The sequence below is a fragment of the Brevundimonas sp. genome, from assembly GCF_035626975.1.
GTDB lineage: Bacteria > Pseudomonadota > Alphaproteobacteria > Caulobacterales > Caulobacteraceae > Brevundimonas.
The window spans coordinates 22,481-39,941 of the sequence record NZ_DASPMQ010000055.1; the positions used below are offsets into that span (position 1 = coordinate 22,481).

At 69.8% G+C, this 17,461-nt stretch carries 17 protein-coding genes and 1 tRNA gene; 5 read left to right on the plus strand and 13 right to left on the minus strand.

Translation table 11 applies throughout. From position 1 onward, the window contains the following. Positions 1-64: 64 nt before the first annotated feature. Complete coding sequence (locus tag VEB62_RS14005) at positions 65-730, minus strand: TetR/AcrR family transcriptional regulator (RefSeq protein ID WP_324800921.1); 666 nt, start codon at positions 728-730, stop codon at positions 65-67. Positions 731-942: 212 nt separating this feature from the next. Continuing rightward, on the minus strand, positions 943-2,766 hold the full coding sequence (locus tag VEB62_RS14010) for a cation:proton antiporter domain-containing protein (RefSeq protein ID WP_324800923.1): 1,824 nt from the start codon (positions 2,764-2,766) through the stop codon (positions 943-945). 153 nt (positions 2,767-2,919) lie between these two features. On the opposite strand from VEB62_RS14010, the gene VEB62_RS14015 reads away from it, so the two are divergent. Further along, entirely contained in the window at positions 2,920-5,061 is a 2,142-nt protein-coding gene (locus VEB62_RS14015; RefSeq protein ID WP_324800928.1) for a M13 family metallopeptidase, read from the plus strand. Between the two features lie 452 nt (positions 5,062-5,513). On the opposite strand, the gene hisS is transcribed toward VEB62_RS14015, so the two are convergent. The 5 genes from hisS to VEB62_RS14040 form a co-directional block, all read right to left on the minus strand. Further along, complete coding sequence (gene hisS / locus VEB62_RS14020) at positions 5,514-7,019, minus strand: histidine--tRNA ligase (protein ID WP_324800930.1); 1,506 nt, start codon at positions 7,017-7,019, stop codon at positions 5,514-5,516. Between the two features lie 57 nt (positions 7,020-7,076). Beyond that, positions 7,077-8,351, minus strand: coding sequence for a DUF418 domain-containing protein (locus VEB62_RS14025; RefSeq protein ID WP_324800932.1), 1,275 nt, complete (start codon positions 8,349-8,351; stop codon positions 7,077-7,079). 90 nt (positions 8,352-8,441) lie between these two features. Next, the gene (locus tag VEB62_RS14030; protein ID WP_324800934.1) at positions 8,442-9,011 is read right to left on the minus strand and encodes a phthalate transporter; all 570 of its coding nucleotides are present in this window, start codon (positions 9,009-9,011) and stop codon (positions 8,442-8,444) included. Then, the gene (locus VEB62_RS14035) at positions 9,008-9,886 is read right to left on the minus strand and encodes a 3-hydroxybutyryl-CoA dehydrogenase (RefSeq protein WP_324800937.1); all 879 of its coding nucleotides are present in this window, start codon (positions 9,884-9,886) and stop codon (positions 9,008-9,010) included. Before VEB62_RS14035 ends, VEB62_RS14030 begins: the two co-directional genes overlap by 4 nt. A gap of 127 nt (positions 9,887-10,013) precedes the next feature. After that, positions 10,014-10,319 carry a YggT family protein gene (locus tag VEB62_RS14040; RefSeq protein ID WP_324800940.1) on the minus strand — a complete coding sequence of 102 codons (306 nt, stop codon included), beginning with the start codon at positions 10,317-10,319 and terminating at the stop codon, positions 10,014-10,016. A gap of 152 nt (positions 10,320-10,471) precedes the next feature. Here VEB62_RS14040 and VEB62_RS14045 point away from each other — a divergent pair. From VEB62_RS14045 to VEB62_RS14055, 3 genes are all read left to right on the plus strand, one after another. Further along, positions 10,472-10,547: transfer RNA gene (locus VEB62_RS14045), tRNA-Ala, on the plus strand. A 149-nt stretch (positions 10,548-10,696) separates the two neighbouring features. Beyond that, positions 10,697-10,954 carry a GIY-YIG nuclease family protein gene (locus tag VEB62_RS14050; protein ID WP_324800943.1) on the plus strand — a complete coding sequence of 86 codons (258 nt, stop codon included), beginning with the start codon at positions 10,697-10,699 and terminating at the stop codon, positions 10,952-10,954. Positions 10,955-11,044: 90 nt separating this feature from the next. After that, positions 11,045-11,512, plus strand: coding sequence for a peptidase S1 (locus VEB62_RS14055; protein ID WP_324800946.1), 468 nt, complete (start codon positions 11,045-11,047; stop codon positions 11,510-11,512). 98 nt (positions 11,513-11,610) lie between these two features. Here the strand turns inward: VEB62_RS14055 and VEB62_RS14060 are convergent, their stop codons facing one another. The 5 genes from VEB62_RS14060 to chvI form a co-directional block, all read right to left on the minus strand. Beyond that, positions 11,611-11,910 carry an HPr family phosphocarrier protein gene (locus tag VEB62_RS14060; RefSeq protein ID WP_324800949.1) on the minus strand — a complete coding sequence of 100 codons (300 nt, stop codon included), beginning with the start codon at positions 11,908-11,910 and terminating at the stop codon, positions 11,611-11,613. Beyond that, complete coding sequence (locus tag VEB62_RS14065) at positions 11,907-12,311, minus strand: PTS sugar transporter subunit IIA (RefSeq protein ID WP_291837378.1); 405 nt, start codon at positions 12,309-12,311, stop codon at positions 11,907-11,909. The genes VEB62_RS14060 and VEB62_RS14065 overlap by 4 nt, the downstream gene beginning before the upstream one ends. 88 nt (positions 12,312-12,399) lie before the next feature. Further along, complete coding sequence (locus tag VEB62_RS14070) at positions 12,400-12,831, minus strand: HPr kinase/phosphorylase (RefSeq protein ID WP_324800955.1); 432 nt, start codon at positions 12,829-12,831, stop codon at positions 12,400-12,402. 13 nt (positions 12,832-12,844) lie between these two features. Next, positions 12,845-14,491: a two-component sensor histidine kinase ChvG gene (gene chvG / locus VEB62_RS14075; protein WP_324800958.1), complete on the minus strand. Its 1,647-nt coding sequence runs from the start codon at positions 14,489-14,491 to the stop codon at positions 12,845-12,847. Continuing rightward, positions 14,460-15,164, minus strand: coding sequence for a two-component response regulator ChvI (gene chvI, locus VEB62_RS14080; RefSeq protein WP_324800961.1), 705 nt, complete (start codon positions 15,162-15,164; stop codon positions 14,460-14,462). The genes chvG and chvI overlap by 32 nt, the downstream gene beginning before the upstream one ends. Positions 15,165-15,338: 174 nt before the next feature. Here chvI and VEB62_RS14085 point away from each other — a divergent pair, with 174 nt between their 5' ends. Then, positions 15,339-17,057, plus strand: a complete 1,719-nt coding sequence (locus tag VEB62_RS14085) for a hypothetical protein (RefSeq protein ID WP_324800964.1) — start codon at positions 15,339-15,341, stop codon at positions 17,055-17,057. 47 nt (positions 17,058-17,104) lie between these two features. Here VEB62_RS14085 and VEB62_RS14090 read toward each other — a convergent pair whose 3' ends face one another. Continuing rightward, complete coding sequence (locus VEB62_RS14090) at positions 17,105-17,443, minus strand: TFIIB-type zinc ribbon-containing protein (protein ID WP_324800966.1); 339 nt, start codon at positions 17,441-17,443, stop codon at positions 17,105-17,107. Between the last annotated feature and the right edge of the window lie 18 nt (positions 17,444-17,461).

The following is a 17,461-nucleotide window of genomic DNA, read 5'->3' on the forward strand; positions in this document are numbered from 1 at the left end:
GGGGCAAAAAATAAGGCCGCGACGGGGGGCGTCGCGGCCTTTCACAAGTTCCGTTGAGCCGTGACTACTGCCGGCTGATCGCGCCGGCCAGGATCACGTCGACCTGCTTGCCCATGCGCTCGGTCAGCTGGGCCATCGCCCAGCCGTCGTAGGCGGCGTGGCGGTAGTTGGCCAGGAAGGCGCCGTAGATCATTTCGCCCAGCAGCCGGACGTCGGCGTCCTGGCTCAGCTCGCCCTCGCGCACGCCGGCCTGGAGCGTGTCGGTGATCACCGACAGCAGCGGTTTGATCGCGGCGCGGGTGCGCATCTCGGCGGCGACCGGCTGGAACCACGAACGGGCGATCACCGCCTGCACCAGCGGCAGGTGCTCGAGCGAGTCATGGTAGCCCGAGCCGAGCGCGGCCAGCACACGCGCGCGCACCGACCCTTCCGCATCGGCGGAGGCCTTCATGGTTTCCGCCAGCCTGGCCAGATCCGTCGACAACACGGCCTCGAACAGCTCGGCCTTGTCCTGGAAGTTGGCGAACACGGCGCCGGTCGACATGCCGGCGCCCTTGGCGATGTCGCGGATGGTGGCCGGTTCGTAGCCGCGCTCGGCGAACAGCTGGCGGGCGGCGTCGAGAACCTTCTGGCGCGTGCGGACCTTGGCGGCCTGGCGGCGGTTCAGACGGGGGGTCTCGGCTTCGGTCTGGGTTTCGGACTGGGAGGGGGACAGGGCGATATCTCGCATAAAACGGGTACTCGACTAAACGGCGGCTGACGCCCGCCGATCGAAAACTGACCGCCGGAGCGATGGGGAGGAAGCGGAACGCGATGCCGTGTGTCCGCCGGGAGTCATCTACTGACGACAGGGGCAGTCATCACGCAACGATGACCAAAATGGGGTACGGAGATTAACGTGGCAATGACTGCCGGGGTTAACGCCGCGACATCTTGACCGCCTCACCCCCGTGTGGATCGCAGCGCCCGGGGCCGCCGGGGCCGCGCCTGGTTGTCGGGCATCGCCTCCTGGAACAGCGTGCGGAAGCGATCCCGGCGCTCGTGGATCGAGGCCAGCACCAGCCCCATCGGCACCCCCAGGTCGACCAGGGTGTTCTCGGCCAGCTGCAGGGCCGCCTCGGTGGTCTCGGGCACCGCGTCGGTGACGCCCAGATGATACAGCCGCTCGGCGTGGCGTTCGTCGCGGGCGCGGGCGATCAGGATCAGATCGGGCCGCAGGCCCCGCGCCGCCCGCACCACCTCGTCCACCTTGGTCGGCGCGTCCATGGTCACCACCACCGCCCGCGCCGTCGCGACGCCGCACAGCTGCAGCATCTCCGGCCGCCCGGCGTCGCCGTAGAAGACATTGGCCCCCTCGGCCCGGCCCTTGGCCACCGTCGAGGCGTTGGCGTCCAGCGCCAGATAGGACTGGCCGTGCTCGGTCAGCATTTCGCCGACCAGCCGGCCGACCCGGCCGAAGCCGACGATCAGCACCTGGTTCCCGGCGGCGGCCGGCGTCAGCGCCTCGGCGGGCAGGTCCGGTGCGGCCGTCTTCCCCCGGGTCAGCCGTCCGGCCAGCACCGCCATGGCCGGGATGGTGAAGATGCTGATCGTCGCGGCGACGAGCACCGTTCCGGTGAAGGCCGGCGAGGCGATGCCCTCGACGAGGCCCGCGCCCAGGATGACGAAGGCGAACTCGCCGGCCGGTCCCAGCACCAGCGCCGTCTCGATCGCCGCCTTGTTCTTGACGCCCCACAGCCGGGCCGCGCCGAAGATCATCGCCACCTTGACCGCCGTCAGGGCCGCGGCGAGGCCGAACACGCCCAGCGGATCGGCCACCACGACGTCGAGGTCCAGCCCGATCCCGACGCCGACGAAGAACACCCCGAGCAGCAGCCCCTTGAACGGTTCGATGGCCAGCTCGACCTCGCGCCGGAACTCGGTCTCCGCCAGCAGCACGCCGGCGATCAGGGCGCCCAGGCTCATCGACAGGCCCGCCGCCTGGGCCGCCACCCCGGCCCCGACGACGACCAGCAGACTGGCTGCGACGAACATCTCCTGGCCCTGTCCCCGCGACTTGGCCCTGGCGACGGATCGGAACATCGGCCGCAGCACCAGCCGCCCCAGTCCGACCAGCAGCGCCAGGCCGACCGCCGCCGGGACCAGCGTCAGCAACGCCGTCCGCAGCGTGCCCGCATCGATGTCGCCGCCGCTCTGGGCGAGAGCCGCCAGCACGGTCACGGTGATCAGGATCGGCGCCACGGCCAGATCCTGCGCCAGCAGGACCGCGAAGGTCGCCCGCCCCGAGGCGGTCTGCACCCGTCCGCGCTCGGCCAGCACGGGCATGACCACCGCGGTCGACGACAGCGCCAGCCCCATGCCCAGCACCGCGGCCGAGACCAGCGTCTGGCCCATCAGCATGAACAGGCCGGCCAGCACCACGGTGCAGGCGGCGACCTGGGTCAGGCCGAGGCCGAACACCAGCTTGCGCATCGACCGGAGCCGTTCCCACGACAGCTCCAGCCCGATCATGAACAGCAGGAAGGCCACGCCCAGTTCGGACAGCGAGCGGATCTGGCCGGCGTCGGAAATGGTCAGCCACGACAGCCACGGGGCGGTGTCCGCCAGCCGCGCCAGCCCGTCGGGGCCCAGCAGCACGCCCGCGGCGAGGAAGCCGAGGATGGGGCTGATCTTCAGCCGGTTGAACAGCGGAACCATGACGCCCGCCGCGGCCAGGAAGACCACCAGATCCTTGTATTCGCCGCCCGCGCCGCCGTGACCCGTCATTCGTCCTCCATAAGGCCCAGCCTACAGGCCAGGGGGGCATCCTGTCCGGGTTTCCCGCGCATCATGACAAAAAATTCAGGCGACACGCCTCCCCTCGCGCGTAGGGTCGCCGCCGACCTTCCGGAAAGCGAAGTCAAGTCGAGGGAAACCCACATGAAGAAGCTGCTTATCGGCGCCGCCGTCGGCGCCCTGCTCCTGCCCGCCGCCCCGGCGCTGGCCCAGCATTTCGCCGACGACGGCCATGACCACGCCTGCATCGATGAGGCCTGCACGGTCTTCGAACTGTTCCAGACCCCCGAGGTCGGCGCCACCGTGCTCGGCTACCAGGGCGTCGAGACGCCGAAATACGGAACCTGGGGCTTCGACCTCAATGGCCGCGACACCTCGGTGTCCCCCGGCGACAACTTCATGCGCTACGCCAACGGCGCCGCGCTGGACCGCCTGCAGATTCCGTCGGACCGCACCAGCTACGGCTCGTTCAACCTGTTGCGGGAACTGTCGGACAACCGCGTCAAGGTGATGATCGACGCCCTCGCGGCGCGCACCGACCTGGCCCCCGGCTCGGACGAACAGAAGATCGCCGACGCCTACCGCTCCTACATGGACGAGGCCCGCATCGAGGCGCTCGACGCCCAGCCGCTGCAGCCCTACCTCGCCGCCATCCGCGCCGCCGACACCCATGACAAGGCCGCCGTCTACATGGGCGAGACCCAGGGCCGCATCGGCGGCACGATCTTCGGCACCGGCATCACCACCGACCAGAAGGCGCCGACCCGCTACGTCGTTTCGACCAGCCAGTCAGGCCTGGGCCTGCCCAACCGCGACTACTATCTGGAAGAACGCTGGGCCGAGAAGAAGGCCCTGTACCGGGCCTATGTCGAACGCATGCTCGAGATGATCGGCTGGGAGAATCCCGCCGCCAACGCCGACGCCATCCTCGCCTTCGAGACCCGTATCGCCGAGGCCCACTGGACCCCGATCCAGAACCGCAACCGCGACGAGACCTACAACGAATACACCATCGCCCGGCTGGCCTCGGAGGCCCCGGGCTTCCCGTGGCAGGACTACTATTCGGCCATCGGCGTCGGCGAGGTCCCGCGCCTGATCGTCCGTCAGGACACCGCCATGCCGAAGATCGCGGCCATCTACGCCGAGACCCCGATCGAGGTGATCCAGGCGTGGCAGGCCTTCCACACCACCGACGACGGCGCGTCGCGCCTGTCGCGCCGCTTCGCCGACGCCCAGTGGGAGTTCCGCTCGCGCGACCTCAATGGCCAGCCGATGCAGCGTCCCCGCGACAAGCGCGGCATCAGCTTCGCCGAGGGCATGCTGGGCGAGGCGGTCGGCCGCCAGTACGTGGCCGAATACTTCCCCGCCGAGTCCAAGGCCAAGATGGAAGAGTTGGTCGCCAATCTGCGCACCGCGCTCGGCAACCGCATCAATACCTACGACTGGATGAGCGACGAGACCAAGGCCGCCGCCCAGGAAAAGCTGGCCAAGTTCACGGTCAAGATCGGCTACCCGAACAAGTGGCGCGACTATTCGGCGCTTGAGGTCCGGCCCGACGACCTGTTCGGCAATGCCGAGCGCGCCGGCCTGTTCCAGTGGAACTACCAGCTGAACCGCCTGAACCAGCCGGTCGACAAGGACGAGTGGGGCATGACCCCGCAGACGGTGAACGCCTACTACAACTCGACCAACAACGAGATCGTCTTCCCCGCCGCCATCCTGCAGCCGCCGTTCTTCGATCCGGACGCCGACCCGGCCGTCAACTACGGCGGCATCGGCGGCGTCATCGGCCACGAGATCGGCCACGGCTTCGACGACCAGGGCTCCAAGTCCGACGGCGACGGCGTGCTGCGCAACTGGTGGACGCCCCAGGACAAGGCCAATTTCGAGGCCCTCACCGCGCGTCTCGGCGCCCAGTACGACCAGTTCGAGCCGCTTCCCGGCTTCAAGGTCCAGGGCGGTCTGACCATGGGCGAAAACATCGGCGACGCCGCCGGCAACGCGGTAGGCCTCGAGGCCTACCACCTGTCGCTGAACGGTCAGCCGGCCCCGGTTCTGGACGGCACGACCGGCGACCAGCGCTTCTTCTACGGCTGGGCGCAGGTCTGGCAGTCGAAGTATCGCGACGACGCCCTGCGCAACCAGATCGCCACCGATCCGCACAGCCCGGCCGAATTCCGGGTCATCGGCCCGGTCCGCAACGTCGACGCCTGGTACGAGGCCTTCGACGTCCAGCCGGGCTCGAAATACTACCTCGCTCCGGAAGACCGCGTCCGCATCTGGTAGGACCGGCGGTCACATCGAACAGGGAAGGGCCGGAGCGGCGACGCTCCGGCCCTTTTTTGCGTCTTGCCCATCCTCCGGTGAGCGCAGCGAGACCGGGGGACCCAGCGGCGCCGAAGGCGATCTGTTCAGGCAGGCTGGTTCAGCGACGGCTCTCCCGGCAAGGTCGCGCTCTCGCGCGCCGCCGGGTCCTCCGGTCTGCGCCGCTTCGCAGCTCGCCGAAGGATGCGACGGCGCTGGGTTCCAGGCACGAAAAAGCCCGCCGCGGGGGATACATCGCGGCGGGCTTCTTTCGCTCTCTACGGAGCGGACGTTTCCTCCCCGAAACGCCTCCGAAAGGCCGCCACGCCGAAACATGGCGGCTCTCGAGTGACAGAAGAATGACGACATTCCGGCCGCCAAGTCAATGAAGTCGCAGTCGAAACGCCCGATTTTCATGCGTTATCAGTGATAACTCACGCATCCGTGTGCGGACGATCAGCGATCCGCCGAACGATGGCCACCAGGTCCGCGCGGGCCGCCACCACCTGCCCCGGGCGCTCGGCCTTCCAGGCCTCGTTGTCGGTGATCCCGGCGGCCAGGGCGCGGCCGGCGTCCAGATCCTTGATGGTCACCTGGCCGGCCGCGATCTCGTCGCCGCCCAGGATCACGACGGCCGGCGCGCCGCGGCGGTCGGCGTATTTCATCTGCGCCTTCATGCCCGCCCGGCCGAGGTAGAGCTCGGCCGCGATCCCGGCGTTGCGCAGCTCGGACACGGCGTCGAGGTAGTGCTGCATGTCGGCTTCGGAGAAGACGATCACGACCACCGGGCCGCGCACCGCGTCCTCGCCGCCCCGTCCGGCCGCGCGCAGGGCCGAGGCCAGCCGCGACACCCCGAACGAAAAGCCCGTCGCGGGCAGCCGTTCGCCGGTGAAGCGCGCCACCAGGTCGTCGTAGCGTCCGCCGCCGCCGATCGAACCGAAGCGCACCGCCCGGCCCTTGTCGTCGGTGGTCTCCAGCAGCAGTTCGGCCTCGAACACCGCCCCGGTGTAGTATTCCAGCCCGCGCACGATGGTTGGATCGAAGCGCACCGCGTCCTGACCGACCTTCATCGCGTTGAGGGCGGCGTCGATGGCCGCCAGTTCGGCGAGGGCGGCCTCGCCGGCGGCCCCGATGTTCCCGGACCGCGCCACCGCGTCGAGCGTCGCGGCGCGCGAGGCCTGTCCGTCCCCGGCGGAGGCGAGGAAGCCCTCGATGGCGGCGATGACCGGCGAGGGCAGGCGGGCGCCTTTGGTATAGTCGCCGGACTCGTCCAGACGGCCTTCGCCGAGCAGGGCGGCGACGCCCTCCCAGCCGAGCCGGTCATATTTGTCGATGGCGCGCAGGGCGGTCAGCTTCTGGCCCGCGTCCCCGACGCCGCCCGCCTCGAACAGGCCGTCGAACAGTTTGCGGTTCGACACCCGGAGCACGGCCTGGTCGGGCGCGAGCCCCGCCGCCTGCAGGCCCTCGCAGGCCATGGCGATGATCTCGGCGTCGGCTTCGGGCCGGTCCGACCCGACCGTGTCGGCGTCGCACTGCACGAACTCGCGGAAGCGGCCGGGGCCGGGCTTCTCGTTGCGCCACACCGGTCCGAAGGCGTAGCGGCGGAACGGCTTGGGCAGGGTTTCCCAGTTCTGCGCCGCGAACCGGGCCAGCGGCGCGGTCAGGTCGTAGCGCAGCGCCATCCATTCGCCGTTCCCCTCGGCGTCGGGGTCGTCCTGCAGGGCGAAGACGCCTTCGTTCGGGCGGTCGGCGTCCGGCAGGAATTTGCCCAGGGCGTCGGCGTATTCGAAGGCCCCGGTGTCGAGCGGCTCGAAGCCCCAGCGCTCGTAGACGGCGGACACGCGTGTCACCAGCCGGCGCTCGGCGATCAGGTCGCGGCCGCGCCGGTCGGCGAAGCCCCGGGGGCTGCGGGCTTCAGGTCGGATGGGAGCGTCGGTCATGCCGCGCGCTTAAGCCATCGCCCGCCATCGGGCAACGATCCGGCCGCGAGGCGGCGCCTAGATCGCGACCGGGTCCGCCTGCGCGGTCACGGCCGCCGTCTTGCGGATCGGCACCAGCCGTCCGTAGGTCAGGCAGCGCCAGATCCATTCGAGCGGCCCCATCTGGAACACCGACAGCCACAGCGGCGACCAGATCAGCTGCGCCACCCAGATCGCGCCGACCGCTCCCCACAGGGCGCCGGGTCCCAGGGTTCCGTACCAGTGAGGCCCCCACGGCATGTAGAACAGGCTGGTCATGATCAGCGTCTGGGTCAGATAGTTGGTGAAGGCCATCCGCCCGACCGGGGCCAGCACGGCGGTGACCATCTTCAGACCGAAGCGGGTCATCAGGACCAGCAGGCTGACGTAGCCGAGGGTGATCAGCGGCGCCGCGCCGCCCAGGGCGCTGACCAGGCCTTCCGCCGGCAGGACGCCGCCGTTCAGCTCCGTCCAGGCGTAGTAGCCGAACGCCGCCAGATTGGCCGCGCCCAGCGCCGCCATCAGAAGGTAGAGCCACACCGGGGAGCGACCGAAGAGGTAACCCGACTTGAACAGGCCCAGCCCGACCATCATCAGGGGCACGCTGATCGGGGTCAGGAACAGGCTGAAGCCCTGGATCATCGCCCAGCCCTTCAGGTTTTCGGTCATCGCGGGAATGTAGCCGGAGCGGACCAGTTCCACCGTGGCCATGACGTCCGCCGGCGTGACGCTGGGCTGATTGGCCTCGAACTGGGCCTTGAATTCAGGCCCCAGCGCCGACATCAGCGCCGGTCCCAGCAGGGGTACGGCGCTGGCGATCAGCGCCCAGAGCGCGGTGAACGATCCCCCGACCCACAGCAGCCGTTTCGCGGGCCACGAGCGCAGCAGCATCATCAGCAGGCCGGCGTAGGCGTAGTGCAGCAGGATGTCGCCCAGCCAGAAGGCCAGGCCATGGATCAGGCCGAACACGCCCAGCCAGAACAGGCGCCGCCGCAGCAGCTTGCCCCGGGCCTTGTCCGCCCGTTCGCCGCCGACGAGGAAGATCGAGACGCCGAACAGCATGGTGAAAAGGGTGCGGAACTTGTCGGCGAAGAAGACGTCGGTGACCCAGTGGCCGATCAGGTTCGCGCCTTCCATCGGGAAGGGCGGGGTCTCGGCCATCTCGGCCGACATCGGCCAGGCGAAGGCCATGGCGTTGACCGCCAGAATGCCGAGGATCGCCCAGCCCCGCAGCATGTCGAGGTTGAAGATGCGGTCCTTGGGCGCGACGGGCGCCAGCACCGGCTGCGGTTGAGGCGTATCGGCTGCGGCCATGGCGTTTCCCCCCACTCAGGCGAGGCGCAGCTTGGCCCCAATGGCGCGGCCGTCAAACTGAATTTGCTGTAACCATCCGGCCCGGCGGGCTCAGTCCGGCCCGCGTTCGCCCATCAGGCCCAGCCGGTCGCGCACCTCGGGCTGCGGCCGGAAGGCGATGAAGGCGGCGCACAGGCCGGCCCACAGGGCGTAGCTGACCCCGACCAGCACCGCGACCGACAGGCCGCCGACGCCATAGATCAGCAGCGAGGTCTCGCTGCCGCCCACCGCCTCGCCGACATTGGCCGCGCTGAACCACTGCAGCACCGCCTGGACCAGGGCGAACACCGCGCCCAGCCCCGCGGCCAGCAGGCCGCCGTAGAACATGAAGCGCCAGATCACCCCGAGCCGCGTCGCCGGCCGCCCGGTCAGCCGCCGCTCCTTGTCCAGCAGCCACAGGCCGCCGGGCACGGCCAGCAGGCCGATGAACAGCACCGTCAGGCGCCAGTCGATCTCCAGCCCCGGCAGCCAGTTCCTCGGCGGCCACAGCGGCAGGGTGATGATCAGCGGCGGCCACAGCCCCCCGAGAATCGCCGCCAGCACGATACGGTGCGGCTCGCGCCGCCACGTCACCCGGGTCTGGCCGGGAAAGTCCTCCGGCGTCTCGAGCCGGCGGATCATCGGGTCGGAGCCGGCGTCTCGCCGGAATAGTCGTAGAAGCCGCGGCCGGACTTGCGCCCCAGCCAGCCGGCCTCGACGTATTTCACCAGCAGCGGGCAGGGCCGGTATTTGCTGTCGGCCAGCCCCTCGTAGAGCACGTTCATGATCGCCAGCACGACGTCCAGCCCCATGAAGTCGGCCAGCTCCAGCGGCCCCATCGGATGGTTGGCGCCCAGCTTCAGCGCCTTGTCGATCGACGCCACGTTCCCGACCCCCTCGTAGAGGACGTAGATCGCCTCGTTGATCATCGGCACGAGAATGCGGTTGACGATGAAGGCCGGGAAGTCCTCGGCGTTGGTGGTGGTCTTGCCCAGGCTTTCGGCGAAGGCCACGGCCGTGTCGTAGGTCTCGGCCGAGGTGGCGATGCCGCGGATGATCTCGACCAGCTTCATCACCGGCGCCGGCTTCATGAAGTGCAGGCCGATGAACCGGTCGGGCCGGTCGGTCGCCGAGGCCAGCCGGGTGATCGAGATCGACGAGGTGTTCGAGGCCAGCAGGGTGTCCGGCCCCAGATGCGGGACAAGATCGGCGAGAATGGCCTTCTTGACCGCCTCGTCCTCGACGGCCGCCTCGATGACCAGATCGGCCTTGGCCGCCTCGGCCAGGGATTTCGCCGGACGGATCCGGGCCACGGCCGCGTCGGCCTCCCCCTGGCTGGTCAGTCCGCGCGCCACCTGCCGGGCGAGGCTGGCGGCGATCGCCCCCTGGGCCTGCGGCACGCGCTCGGGCGCGGCGTCATGGAGCAGCACGTCGTAGCCGCCCGCGGCGACGGCCTGGGCGATGCCCGCCCCCATCTGGCCCGCGCCAACGATGGCGACTGATCGGATCGTGGTCATGAAGTCCGGTGAACTGGCGGGCGCGAGGCCCGAACGGAGCGGCACCTTAGGACGGTCGCCGCGCCACGCAAGCGCCGTGCGCCGCGCGGCGTCCCGGGCGGCGCGTCCTGTCGCCCGCGGGCCACGCTCAGCCGAGCATCTGGATCAGGAAGGGCGCGCTCATCCGGTTGAACAGGATACGCAGGAAATGGATCGCCAGCAGCGCCACGATGGGGCTGATGTCCAGCCCGCCCAGCGGCGGAATGACCCGCCGGAACGGCGCCAGGATCGGCGCGGTGATGGCGTCGAGGACCGTGGCGATCTGGCTGACGAACCGGTTGCGGTGGTTGATCACGTCGAAGGCGAACAGCCAGCTCATGATGGCCGAGATGATAATGGCCCAGGTCATGAGCCCGAGGACGGTGTTGACCAGCCAGACGATGGCGTAACCCATGAATCGATCGCTCCCGAATATTTCCGACTTCTAGCGTGCGTCGCGCGAGCCTGTCCAAGGATTCGCGGCGCCCGGAGCCCGATCGGCGTCGAACACCGTTGACACCACCGGGCCCCCGCTCGTATGTCGCGCCCTCGCCTGAACCCGGAAACGGGGCCGTAGCTCAGTTGGTAGAGCGCGTCGTTCGCAATGACGAGGTCAGGGGTTCGACTCCCCTCGGCTCCACCATCCTGCTTCGCGCTGACGCGCTTCGCAGGACAGGTCCGGTAGCGCGAAGCAGGATGCCCTCCGAAGCCTTGGCGAAGGAGGGCTGCTCCACCTTGAGGATTGGCAGGCATCCCCCCGTGAAGCAGGATGTGCTTCGATGGGAGGGGCCCATGCACTACGTCTATTTGATTGAGGGCCGGGACGGACAGCGCTACGTCGGCCTTACAACGGACTTGCCGGCCAGGCTGGCCTCTCACAATGGCGGCCAATCAAAACACACCTCGAAGTACCGGCCTTGGCGACTCGTCACCTATGTGGCGTTCAGCGACGTTTCGCAGGCAACGGCGTTCGAGCGTTACCTGAAGTCTGGCTCCGGCCACGCTTTCGCGCGGCGTCGGCTCTGGGCCACACCTTCCCACGAAACCTGACAACGCCGTTCTGTCAGCTTGACGAAGGTCCGGGATTGGCGTGCAGTCGATCCCGGGCTGAGCAACACGAACTCAATCGGGGGAATCACCATGAAACGTCTCATCAGCGCGCTGGCGCTCACCGCCGCACTCGCCGCGCCCGGCCTCGCGGTCGCCCAGAACGCCGGCCTGACCGCCAACTTCGGCGAGATCCGCCTCAACGTGGGCTTCACGCCGGATCCCCACCGGGTCAACCTGACCGCCGGCGGATCGATCGACGCCTACAAGGACACCAACCTGCCGGCCGCCTGCGTGGGGGACATCTCCGACGCGCCGGACTATGAGGTCACCTACAGCGCCGGCTCGCTGCCGCTGGTGTTCCGCACCCGTTCGTCGACCGACACCACCCTGATCATCAACGGCCCGGACGGCCGCTGGTACTGCGACGACGACAGCTGGGGCGACGGCGACGCCGAGGTCCGCTTCAACCAGCCGTCCAGCGGCACCTACGACATCTGGATCGGCACCTTCAGCGGCGGCACCGCCGCGGCGGCCCTGCTGATCACCGAGACGCCGTAGGATTCTTCCGGGACGCCAACGCTCGCGACGCGGTCGCTCGCTTCTTGAGCGCGCGACCGCCCGTCATCCCCGACCTGATCGGGGACGGGGCGTTTTCGTCACTGATCCTCGTCGAAACGCCGCCCGACCAGGTCGGCCAGCGCCGCTACCGCCGCCTCGGCTTCGGGCCCCTCGGCGACGATCTCGATGCCGCAGCCGTTGCCGGCCCCCAGCATCAGCAGGCCCATGATCGACAGGGCGTTGACGGTGACGCCGTCGCGGGTGACGTGGACCTCGGCGTCGAACCCCGAGGCCAGTTTGACGAATTTGGCGCTGGCCCGGGCATGCAGCCCCCGGGTGTTGCAGATGTTGGCGGTCGCCGCCGCCCGTCCCGCCCCGTCGCTCGCCGCGTCGCTCATTTCTCGCCCTGCAGCACCCAGCTGGCCACCGAGATATATTTTCGCCCCGCGTCCTGGGCGTGGGCCACGCAGGCCTCGAGCGGCTCGCGGCCGCGCACGCTGGCCAGCTTGATCAGCATCGGCAGGTTCAGGCCGGCGATGACCTCGGCGTGGGTCTCCTCCATCACCGAAATGGCCAGATTCGACGGCGTGCCGCCGAACATGTCGGTCAGCAGGATGACGCCGTCGCCGTCGTCCACCGCACGGGCGGCGTCGACGATGTCGCGGCGGCGGCGCTCCATGTCGTCTTCCGGCCCGATGCAGATGGCGGCGACGCCCCGCTGGGGCCCGACGACGTGCTCCATGGCCGACAGGAATTCGGAGGCCAGACCCCCGTGGGTGACGATCACCAGGCCGATCATGCAGGCTTCACCAAGCTCGCGCCCCCGCGTCCCGGCCGTCCCATGGACAGGCCGCAAGCCGCGCGGAATAGCCCAACTCGGTCCCGGGTTAAAGCCGGGCGAGCGCCGCCGCGACCTTTTCGACCGCCGAAGCCTCGAATCCGTTCAGGCGCAGCACCGGCAACGCCACGCCATCCACCATGCGCGCGGCGGGCTCAGGCAGCCGTTCGACCGGCTCCTCGACCAACTCGACGGCCAGCACCACGCGCGTCAGACCGCGGGCGCAGACGGGGACGATGGCCAGGCCCCGCACCTCCATCCGGCCGGCGATCGTCTCGGGCGGGACCGCGTACAGGGCGCCGCCCGAGGCGGTCACATGGGCGTAGTCGTCGGCCACAAGACGCCATCCGCGCCCGATCAGCCGCAGCGTCAGGTCGCTCTTGCCCGCGGCCGATGGTCCGGTGATCAGCACCGCGCGCCAGCCCACGCCGGGCGTCCAGCGCGCCGCGACCGTGCCGTGCAGGGGCTGGCGTCCGCTCAAGACAAGGCTCCCGTCATGGTCGCCGTCCCGTCGGGGCGGCCGGCAGGGCGACCTCGAAGCGAGCCCCCGCGATCTCGCCATCCGGTCCTTGCCGGTTCTCGGCCCAGACCCGGCCGCCATGGGCCTCGACGATCTGTTTGACGATCGACAGGCCGAGACCGGAGTTGGTCCCGAAGGCCGTGCCGCGCGGCCGCGAGGTGTAGAAGCGCTCGAAGACCGTCTCCAGGTTCTCGGGCGGGATGCCCGGCCCGTCGTCCTCGACCCGCACCCGCACCGGTTGGTCGGGATCGATATCGTCGCGCGACAGCGTCACCCGCACCACGCCGCCCGGGGGGCTGAACGAGCGGGCGTTGTCGATCAGGTTGCGGAACACCTGTCCCAGCGGACCGTCGCGGCCCCGGATCATGGCGTGATCGGTCGCCGGGGCGGCGAAGGTCACATGCACCCCCCCGTCCGGCGTGATGGCGGCCTCGTAGACGCCGACGATCTCGCTCAGCAGCACGGTCAGGTCGACGACGCGCGGCCGGTCGCGGTTCAGCTCGGCGTCCAGCCGCGAGGCGTTCGAGATGTCGGTGATCAGCCGGTCCAGCCGCCGCACGTCCTGCTGCAGCAGCGCCGTCAGCTTTTCGCGCTGCGCCTCGGTCCTGACCAGCGGCAGGGTCTCCAGCGCCGAGCGGATCGAGGTCAGCGGATTCTTGATCTCGTGGGCCACGTCGGCGGCGAACCGTTCGATGGCGTCCATCCGGTCCGACAGGGTCTCGGTCATGGTCTCCAGCGAGCGGGCCAGATCGCCGATCTCGTCCTTGCGGTGATCGAGGTCGGGCAGGGAGATGGCCCGGGCCCGCTGCAGCCGCACCGCGTCCGCCGCCGCCGACAGCCGCATCACCGGCCGCGCCACGAACAGGTGCAGCAGCAGCGAGCCGAGCAGGTTCACGAACAGCGCCACCAGGGCGAACGGCATCAGCGCCAGCCGCTGCGCCGCCAGGGTCTCGTCGACGTCGGCGGCCTCCAGCGTCAGCACGCCCAGGACCTGTTCGACATGGCGCACGGGGATGGACACCGACACGACGCGGTCGCCGCTCTCCGACATCCGCAGGGTCGCGGACGACCGGCCCTCGAGCGCCGTCTCGACTTCCTCGGCCAGGGCCCTGCGGGCCTGCTCGATCTCGCGGGCGTCGCGCACGGTTTCCCGGGCGTCGGGAACAGCCGGCGGGCTGCCGGCGGGCAGGGCCGGGGGCAGCGGCTCGCCGGGAATGGCCTCGGTCACCAGGTAGCTGTCGGCCACCACGATGCCGTCGACATCGAACAGCCGGGCGCGCTGGCCCTCCGGGATGAAGTTGTCGCGCAGCCAGCGGCTGGCCTCGATGGGATCGAGATAGGGCGTCGGCTCGCCGCGGGTGACGCCGATCTGGGGTTCTCCCAGAACCTGCACCAGCAGCTCCGCCTGCGCCTCCAGCGTCTCCTGGCGCGCCTCGATCAGGCCGCGGCTCCATTCGTTGAGCACCAGCGCCCCGACGAACAGGATCAGCAGGCTGAGCAGGTTGAGCGCGAGGATGAACCCGCCCAGCCGCGAGCCGCCGAACCGCTTGGGGCGGCGCGGGCGGTCGTCGTCGGCCGGATCGGCCGGCTCAGCTTTCGCGGTATCGATATCCGACGCCATACAGGGTCTCGATCGCGTCGAACTCGGGATCGACGACCCGGAACTTTTTACGCATCCGCTTGACGTGGCTGTCGATGGTGCGGTCATCGACATAGACCTGGTCGTCGTAGGCGGCGTCCATCAGGTTGTCGCGGCTCTTCACGAAGCCGGGCCGCTGGGCCAGCGCCTGCAGCAGCAGGAATTCCGTCACCGTCAGCTTCACCGGCTTGCCGTCCCAGGTGCTTTCGTGCCGGGCCGGGTCCATCGACAGCTTGCCGCGCTTTATGGCCTTGGTCGAGGTGTCGCCCGAGGGCTCCGGTTCCCCCCCGTCCGCGCCGGTGCGCCGCAGCAGCGCCTTGACCCGCTCGATCAGCAGCCGCTGGCTGAACGGCTTGTGGATGTAGTCGTCGGCGCCGAGGTTGAAGCCGAGAATCTCGTCGATCTCCTCGTCCCTCGAGGTCAGCATGATGACCGGAATCTGCGAGGTCTGGCGCAGACGGCGCAGCACCTCCATCCCGTCCATCCGGGGCATCTTCACATCGAGGATCGCCAGATCGGGCGGATTCGACTCCAGCGCCTCCAGACCGGTCGCGCCGTCGTGCCAGGCGGTGACCTTGTGCCCATGGCTTTCCAGCGCCAGCGAGACGGACGCCACGATGTTTTCGTCGTCATCGACCAGGGTGATGTTGGCCAAGGCGCTCTCCTTGCAGGCTTCGCATTCCCGCACTCAACGCGCGGCAAGCGTAACCGTTCTAAATCAACTGGGTGAGATTACGGCGATAAAATGGGCCGCCGCGCCTGAATGCGCAATGAAACCCGCCCTTAAAGCCTTGCTGTCATGATCGGGGTTCATCTGTGCGAGCGTTTCATGGCCGGCCCCGTCCATTACGAAGTCTATATCCGCAAGACAGCGCCCGCGCCCTGGAGCCTCCAGATGGCGACGGAGGACCGCGCCAACGCGATCGAGACGGCCGAGGAACTGCTGAGTGACAACCGGGCCGCGGCCGTCCGCGTCACCAAGGAGACGCTCGACCCCGACACCATGGCCTTCAACAGCGTCACGGTCCTGACCCGCGGCGCGCCCGAGGTGCAGCGCAAGCGCGTGGTGTCCGACGAGGACGCCGGTCCGCGCTGCGGATCGCCCCAGGACCTCTACGCACCCGCGGCGCGCGAGCTGATCAGCCGCGTGCTCGAGGACTGGCTGAACCGCCAGGGCGTGACGGCCTTCGAACTGCTGCACCGGCCGGATCTGGCCGAGAAGCTCGAGGCGTCCGGCGTCGAACTGCAGCACGCCATCCAGAAGGTCGCCGTGCCCGAAAGCCAGGCCGTGGGCCAGCCGGTGCACGATCTGGTCCGCCACTACCAGAAGCTCGCCGACCGCACGATCGAGCGCCTGCTGTTCGCGGGGCGCAAGAACCAGTTTCCGGATCTCGAGAACCATTCGCTCGCCGATCTGGCCCACCGGCTGGCCGGCCAGTCCGACCGCGCCTTCATCATGGGCGGCGTCGTCTCGGGCGCCCTGAAGGGGGTGCGCGGCGGCCGGGCCCGGCTGGATCGCCTGATGGATCTCGCCGAGCGCGCGCCGATGGACGGCCCGCCGCACGCCATGGTCATGGTGCCGATCGAACAGGTGATGTGCGAGCTGTTCGCCGCCCGGACCAACCTGGCCGACGTGCTCGGTCCGGCCCTCGACCAGGGCGCCTCGCTCGCCGCCGTGGTGCGGATGGTGGCGCCGCGCGAGGTCACGGCCCTGATCGCCCAGGACCCCCGGCTGGCGCTGCAGGTGCCGGTCGTCGACGGGCCCGCCGCCCGGCTGGGCGAGCGGGTGGCGTCGGGGCAGTTCCCGCTGCTGTCGGCCTCGCTGGCGCGCATGGTGGTGCGCGAGCTGATGAGCCCGCGTCGCCTGCGCCCCAACGACGCCGCCGGCGAGATCGACATCCTGCGCACCCTGGCCATGACGTTGACGGCGACCGCCGGACGCCTGCTGACCCTGGAAGAGGTCCAGTCGGCCTTCAACGAACGCTCCAAGGCGCTCGTCACCGCCGATTTCGTCGCCGCCTATGTGAAGCCCTGCACCACCGTGCTGTGCGAGGCCGAGGCCCTGACCCGGCTGTGCGAGAACGTCACCGGCCTGGCCAACAAGCGCGCCGCCGCCCGGTGGCTGTCGGCCTGCGTCGGTTCGCTGCGCTTCGAGAGCGAGATGCGCGCCGCCTCCGCCGACCAGACCGCGGCCCAGAAGCTGGGCGTGCTGGCCGGCCTGGTCCGGGCCGTGCGCGGCTGCGGCCTGTCCGAGCGCGACGAGGCCGAGATCGTCACCGCCATCGGCTCGGTCGGCGGAGCCGTCGAGGCCGAGGCCCGGATCACGGCCATGCTGGCCCGCTCGCCGGCCCCGCTGCAGCAGAAGTTGGCGGTGCTGCTGCGCATGGCCGCCGGCGAAACCGCCCCGCAGGGCCCCGCCGCCGACCGGGCCCGGGTCGAGGCGGTCAAGCTGTTCCGCGCCCCCGACAACCGCGCCGCCCTCGCCGCCGCCCCGGAAACCCTGGCGCCGCTCCGCGGACTGATGAAGGCGGCCGGTCTGGCGGCCTGATCAGGCCGCGTCAGGTCGGGAGGACCCGAAGGGGCGCCGATCGCGGCCTAGTCAAAAATGTCGAAGATGCTGTCGCGCTTCTTCTTGCGGTATTTGTAGTCGTCGTCGCGGTAGCGCGGCGGCTCGCGATAGCCCTGCTGCGGCGGCGGCTGCTGGCCCCACGGCTGCGGCGGCGCGGCCTGCGGCGGATAGGGCTGGGGCGCGGGCTGCTGCGGGGCGGGGGCGGCCGAGGCGCGGCCCTCGGCGGTCGCCGCCTCCATCAGCTTCTCCAGCTCGCCGCGGTCCAGCCAGACGCCGCGGCAGTTCGGGCACATGTCGAACTGGACGCCGCCGCGCTCCAGCGTCTGCATGGCGGCGTTGTCGTTGGGGCACATCAGCAGCGGCATGGGCGTCTCTCTCTGGTG

Coding starts and splice junctions, on each gene's coding strand:
- VEB62_RS14035 (WP_324800937.1), bottom strand. CDS start 9,886: ATGACCACGATCCGATCAGTCGCCATCGTTGGCGCGGGCCAGATGGGG.
- VEB62_RS14015 (WP_324800928.1), top strand. CDS start 2,920: ATGAAGAAGCTGCTTATCGGCGCCGCCGTCGGCGCCCTGCTCCTGCCC.
- VEB62_RS14025 (WP_324800932.1), bottom strand. CDS start 8,351: ATGGCCGCAGCCGATACGCCTCAACCGCAGCCGGTGCTGGCGCCCGTC.
- chvG (WP_324800958.1), bottom strand. CDS start 14,491: ATGGCGTCGGATATCGATACCGCGAAAGCTGAGCCGGCCGATCCGGCC.
- VEB62_RS14055 (WP_324800946.1), top strand. CDS start 11,045: ATGAAACGTCTCATCAGCGCGCTGGCGCTCACCGCCGCACTCGCCGCG.
- VEB62_RS14085 (WP_324800964.1), top strand. CDS start 15,339: ATGGCCGGCCCCGTCCATTACGAAGTCTATATCCGCAAGACAGCGCCC.
- VEB62_RS14060 (WP_324800949.1), bottom strand. CDS start 11,910: ATGAGCGACGCGGCGAGCGACGGGGCGGGACGGGCGGCGGCGACCGCC.
- VEB62_RS14065 (WP_291837378.1), bottom strand. CDS start 12,311: ATGATCGGCCTGGTGATCGTCACCCACGGGGGTCTGGCCTCCGAATTC.
- VEB62_RS14030 (WP_324800934.1), bottom strand. CDS start 9,011: ATGATCCGCCGGCTCGAGACGCCGGAGGACTTTCCCGGCCAGACCCGG.
- VEB62_RS14010 (WP_324800923.1), bottom strand. CDS start 2,766: ATGACGGGTCACGGCGGCGCGGGCGGCGAATACAAGGATCTGGTGGTC.
- VEB62_RS14040 (WP_324800940.1), bottom strand. CDS start 10,319: ATGGGTTACGCCATCGTCTGGCTGGTCAACACCGTCCTCGGGCTCATG.
- hisS (WP_324800930.1), bottom strand. CDS start 7,019: ATGACCGACGCTCCCATCCGACCTGAAGCCCGCAGCCCCCGGGGCTTC.
- VEB62_RS14005 (WP_324800921.1), bottom strand. CDS start 730: ATGCGAGATATCGCCCTGTCCCCCTCCCAGTCCGAAACCCAGACCGAA.
- VEB62_RS14050 (WP_324800943.1), top strand. CDS start 10,697: ATGCACTACGTCTATTTGATTGAGGGCCGGGACGGACAGCGCTACGTC.
- VEB62_RS14090 (WP_324800966.1), bottom strand. CDS start 17,443: ATGCCGCTGCTGATGTGCCCCAACGACAACGCCGCCATGCAGACGCTG.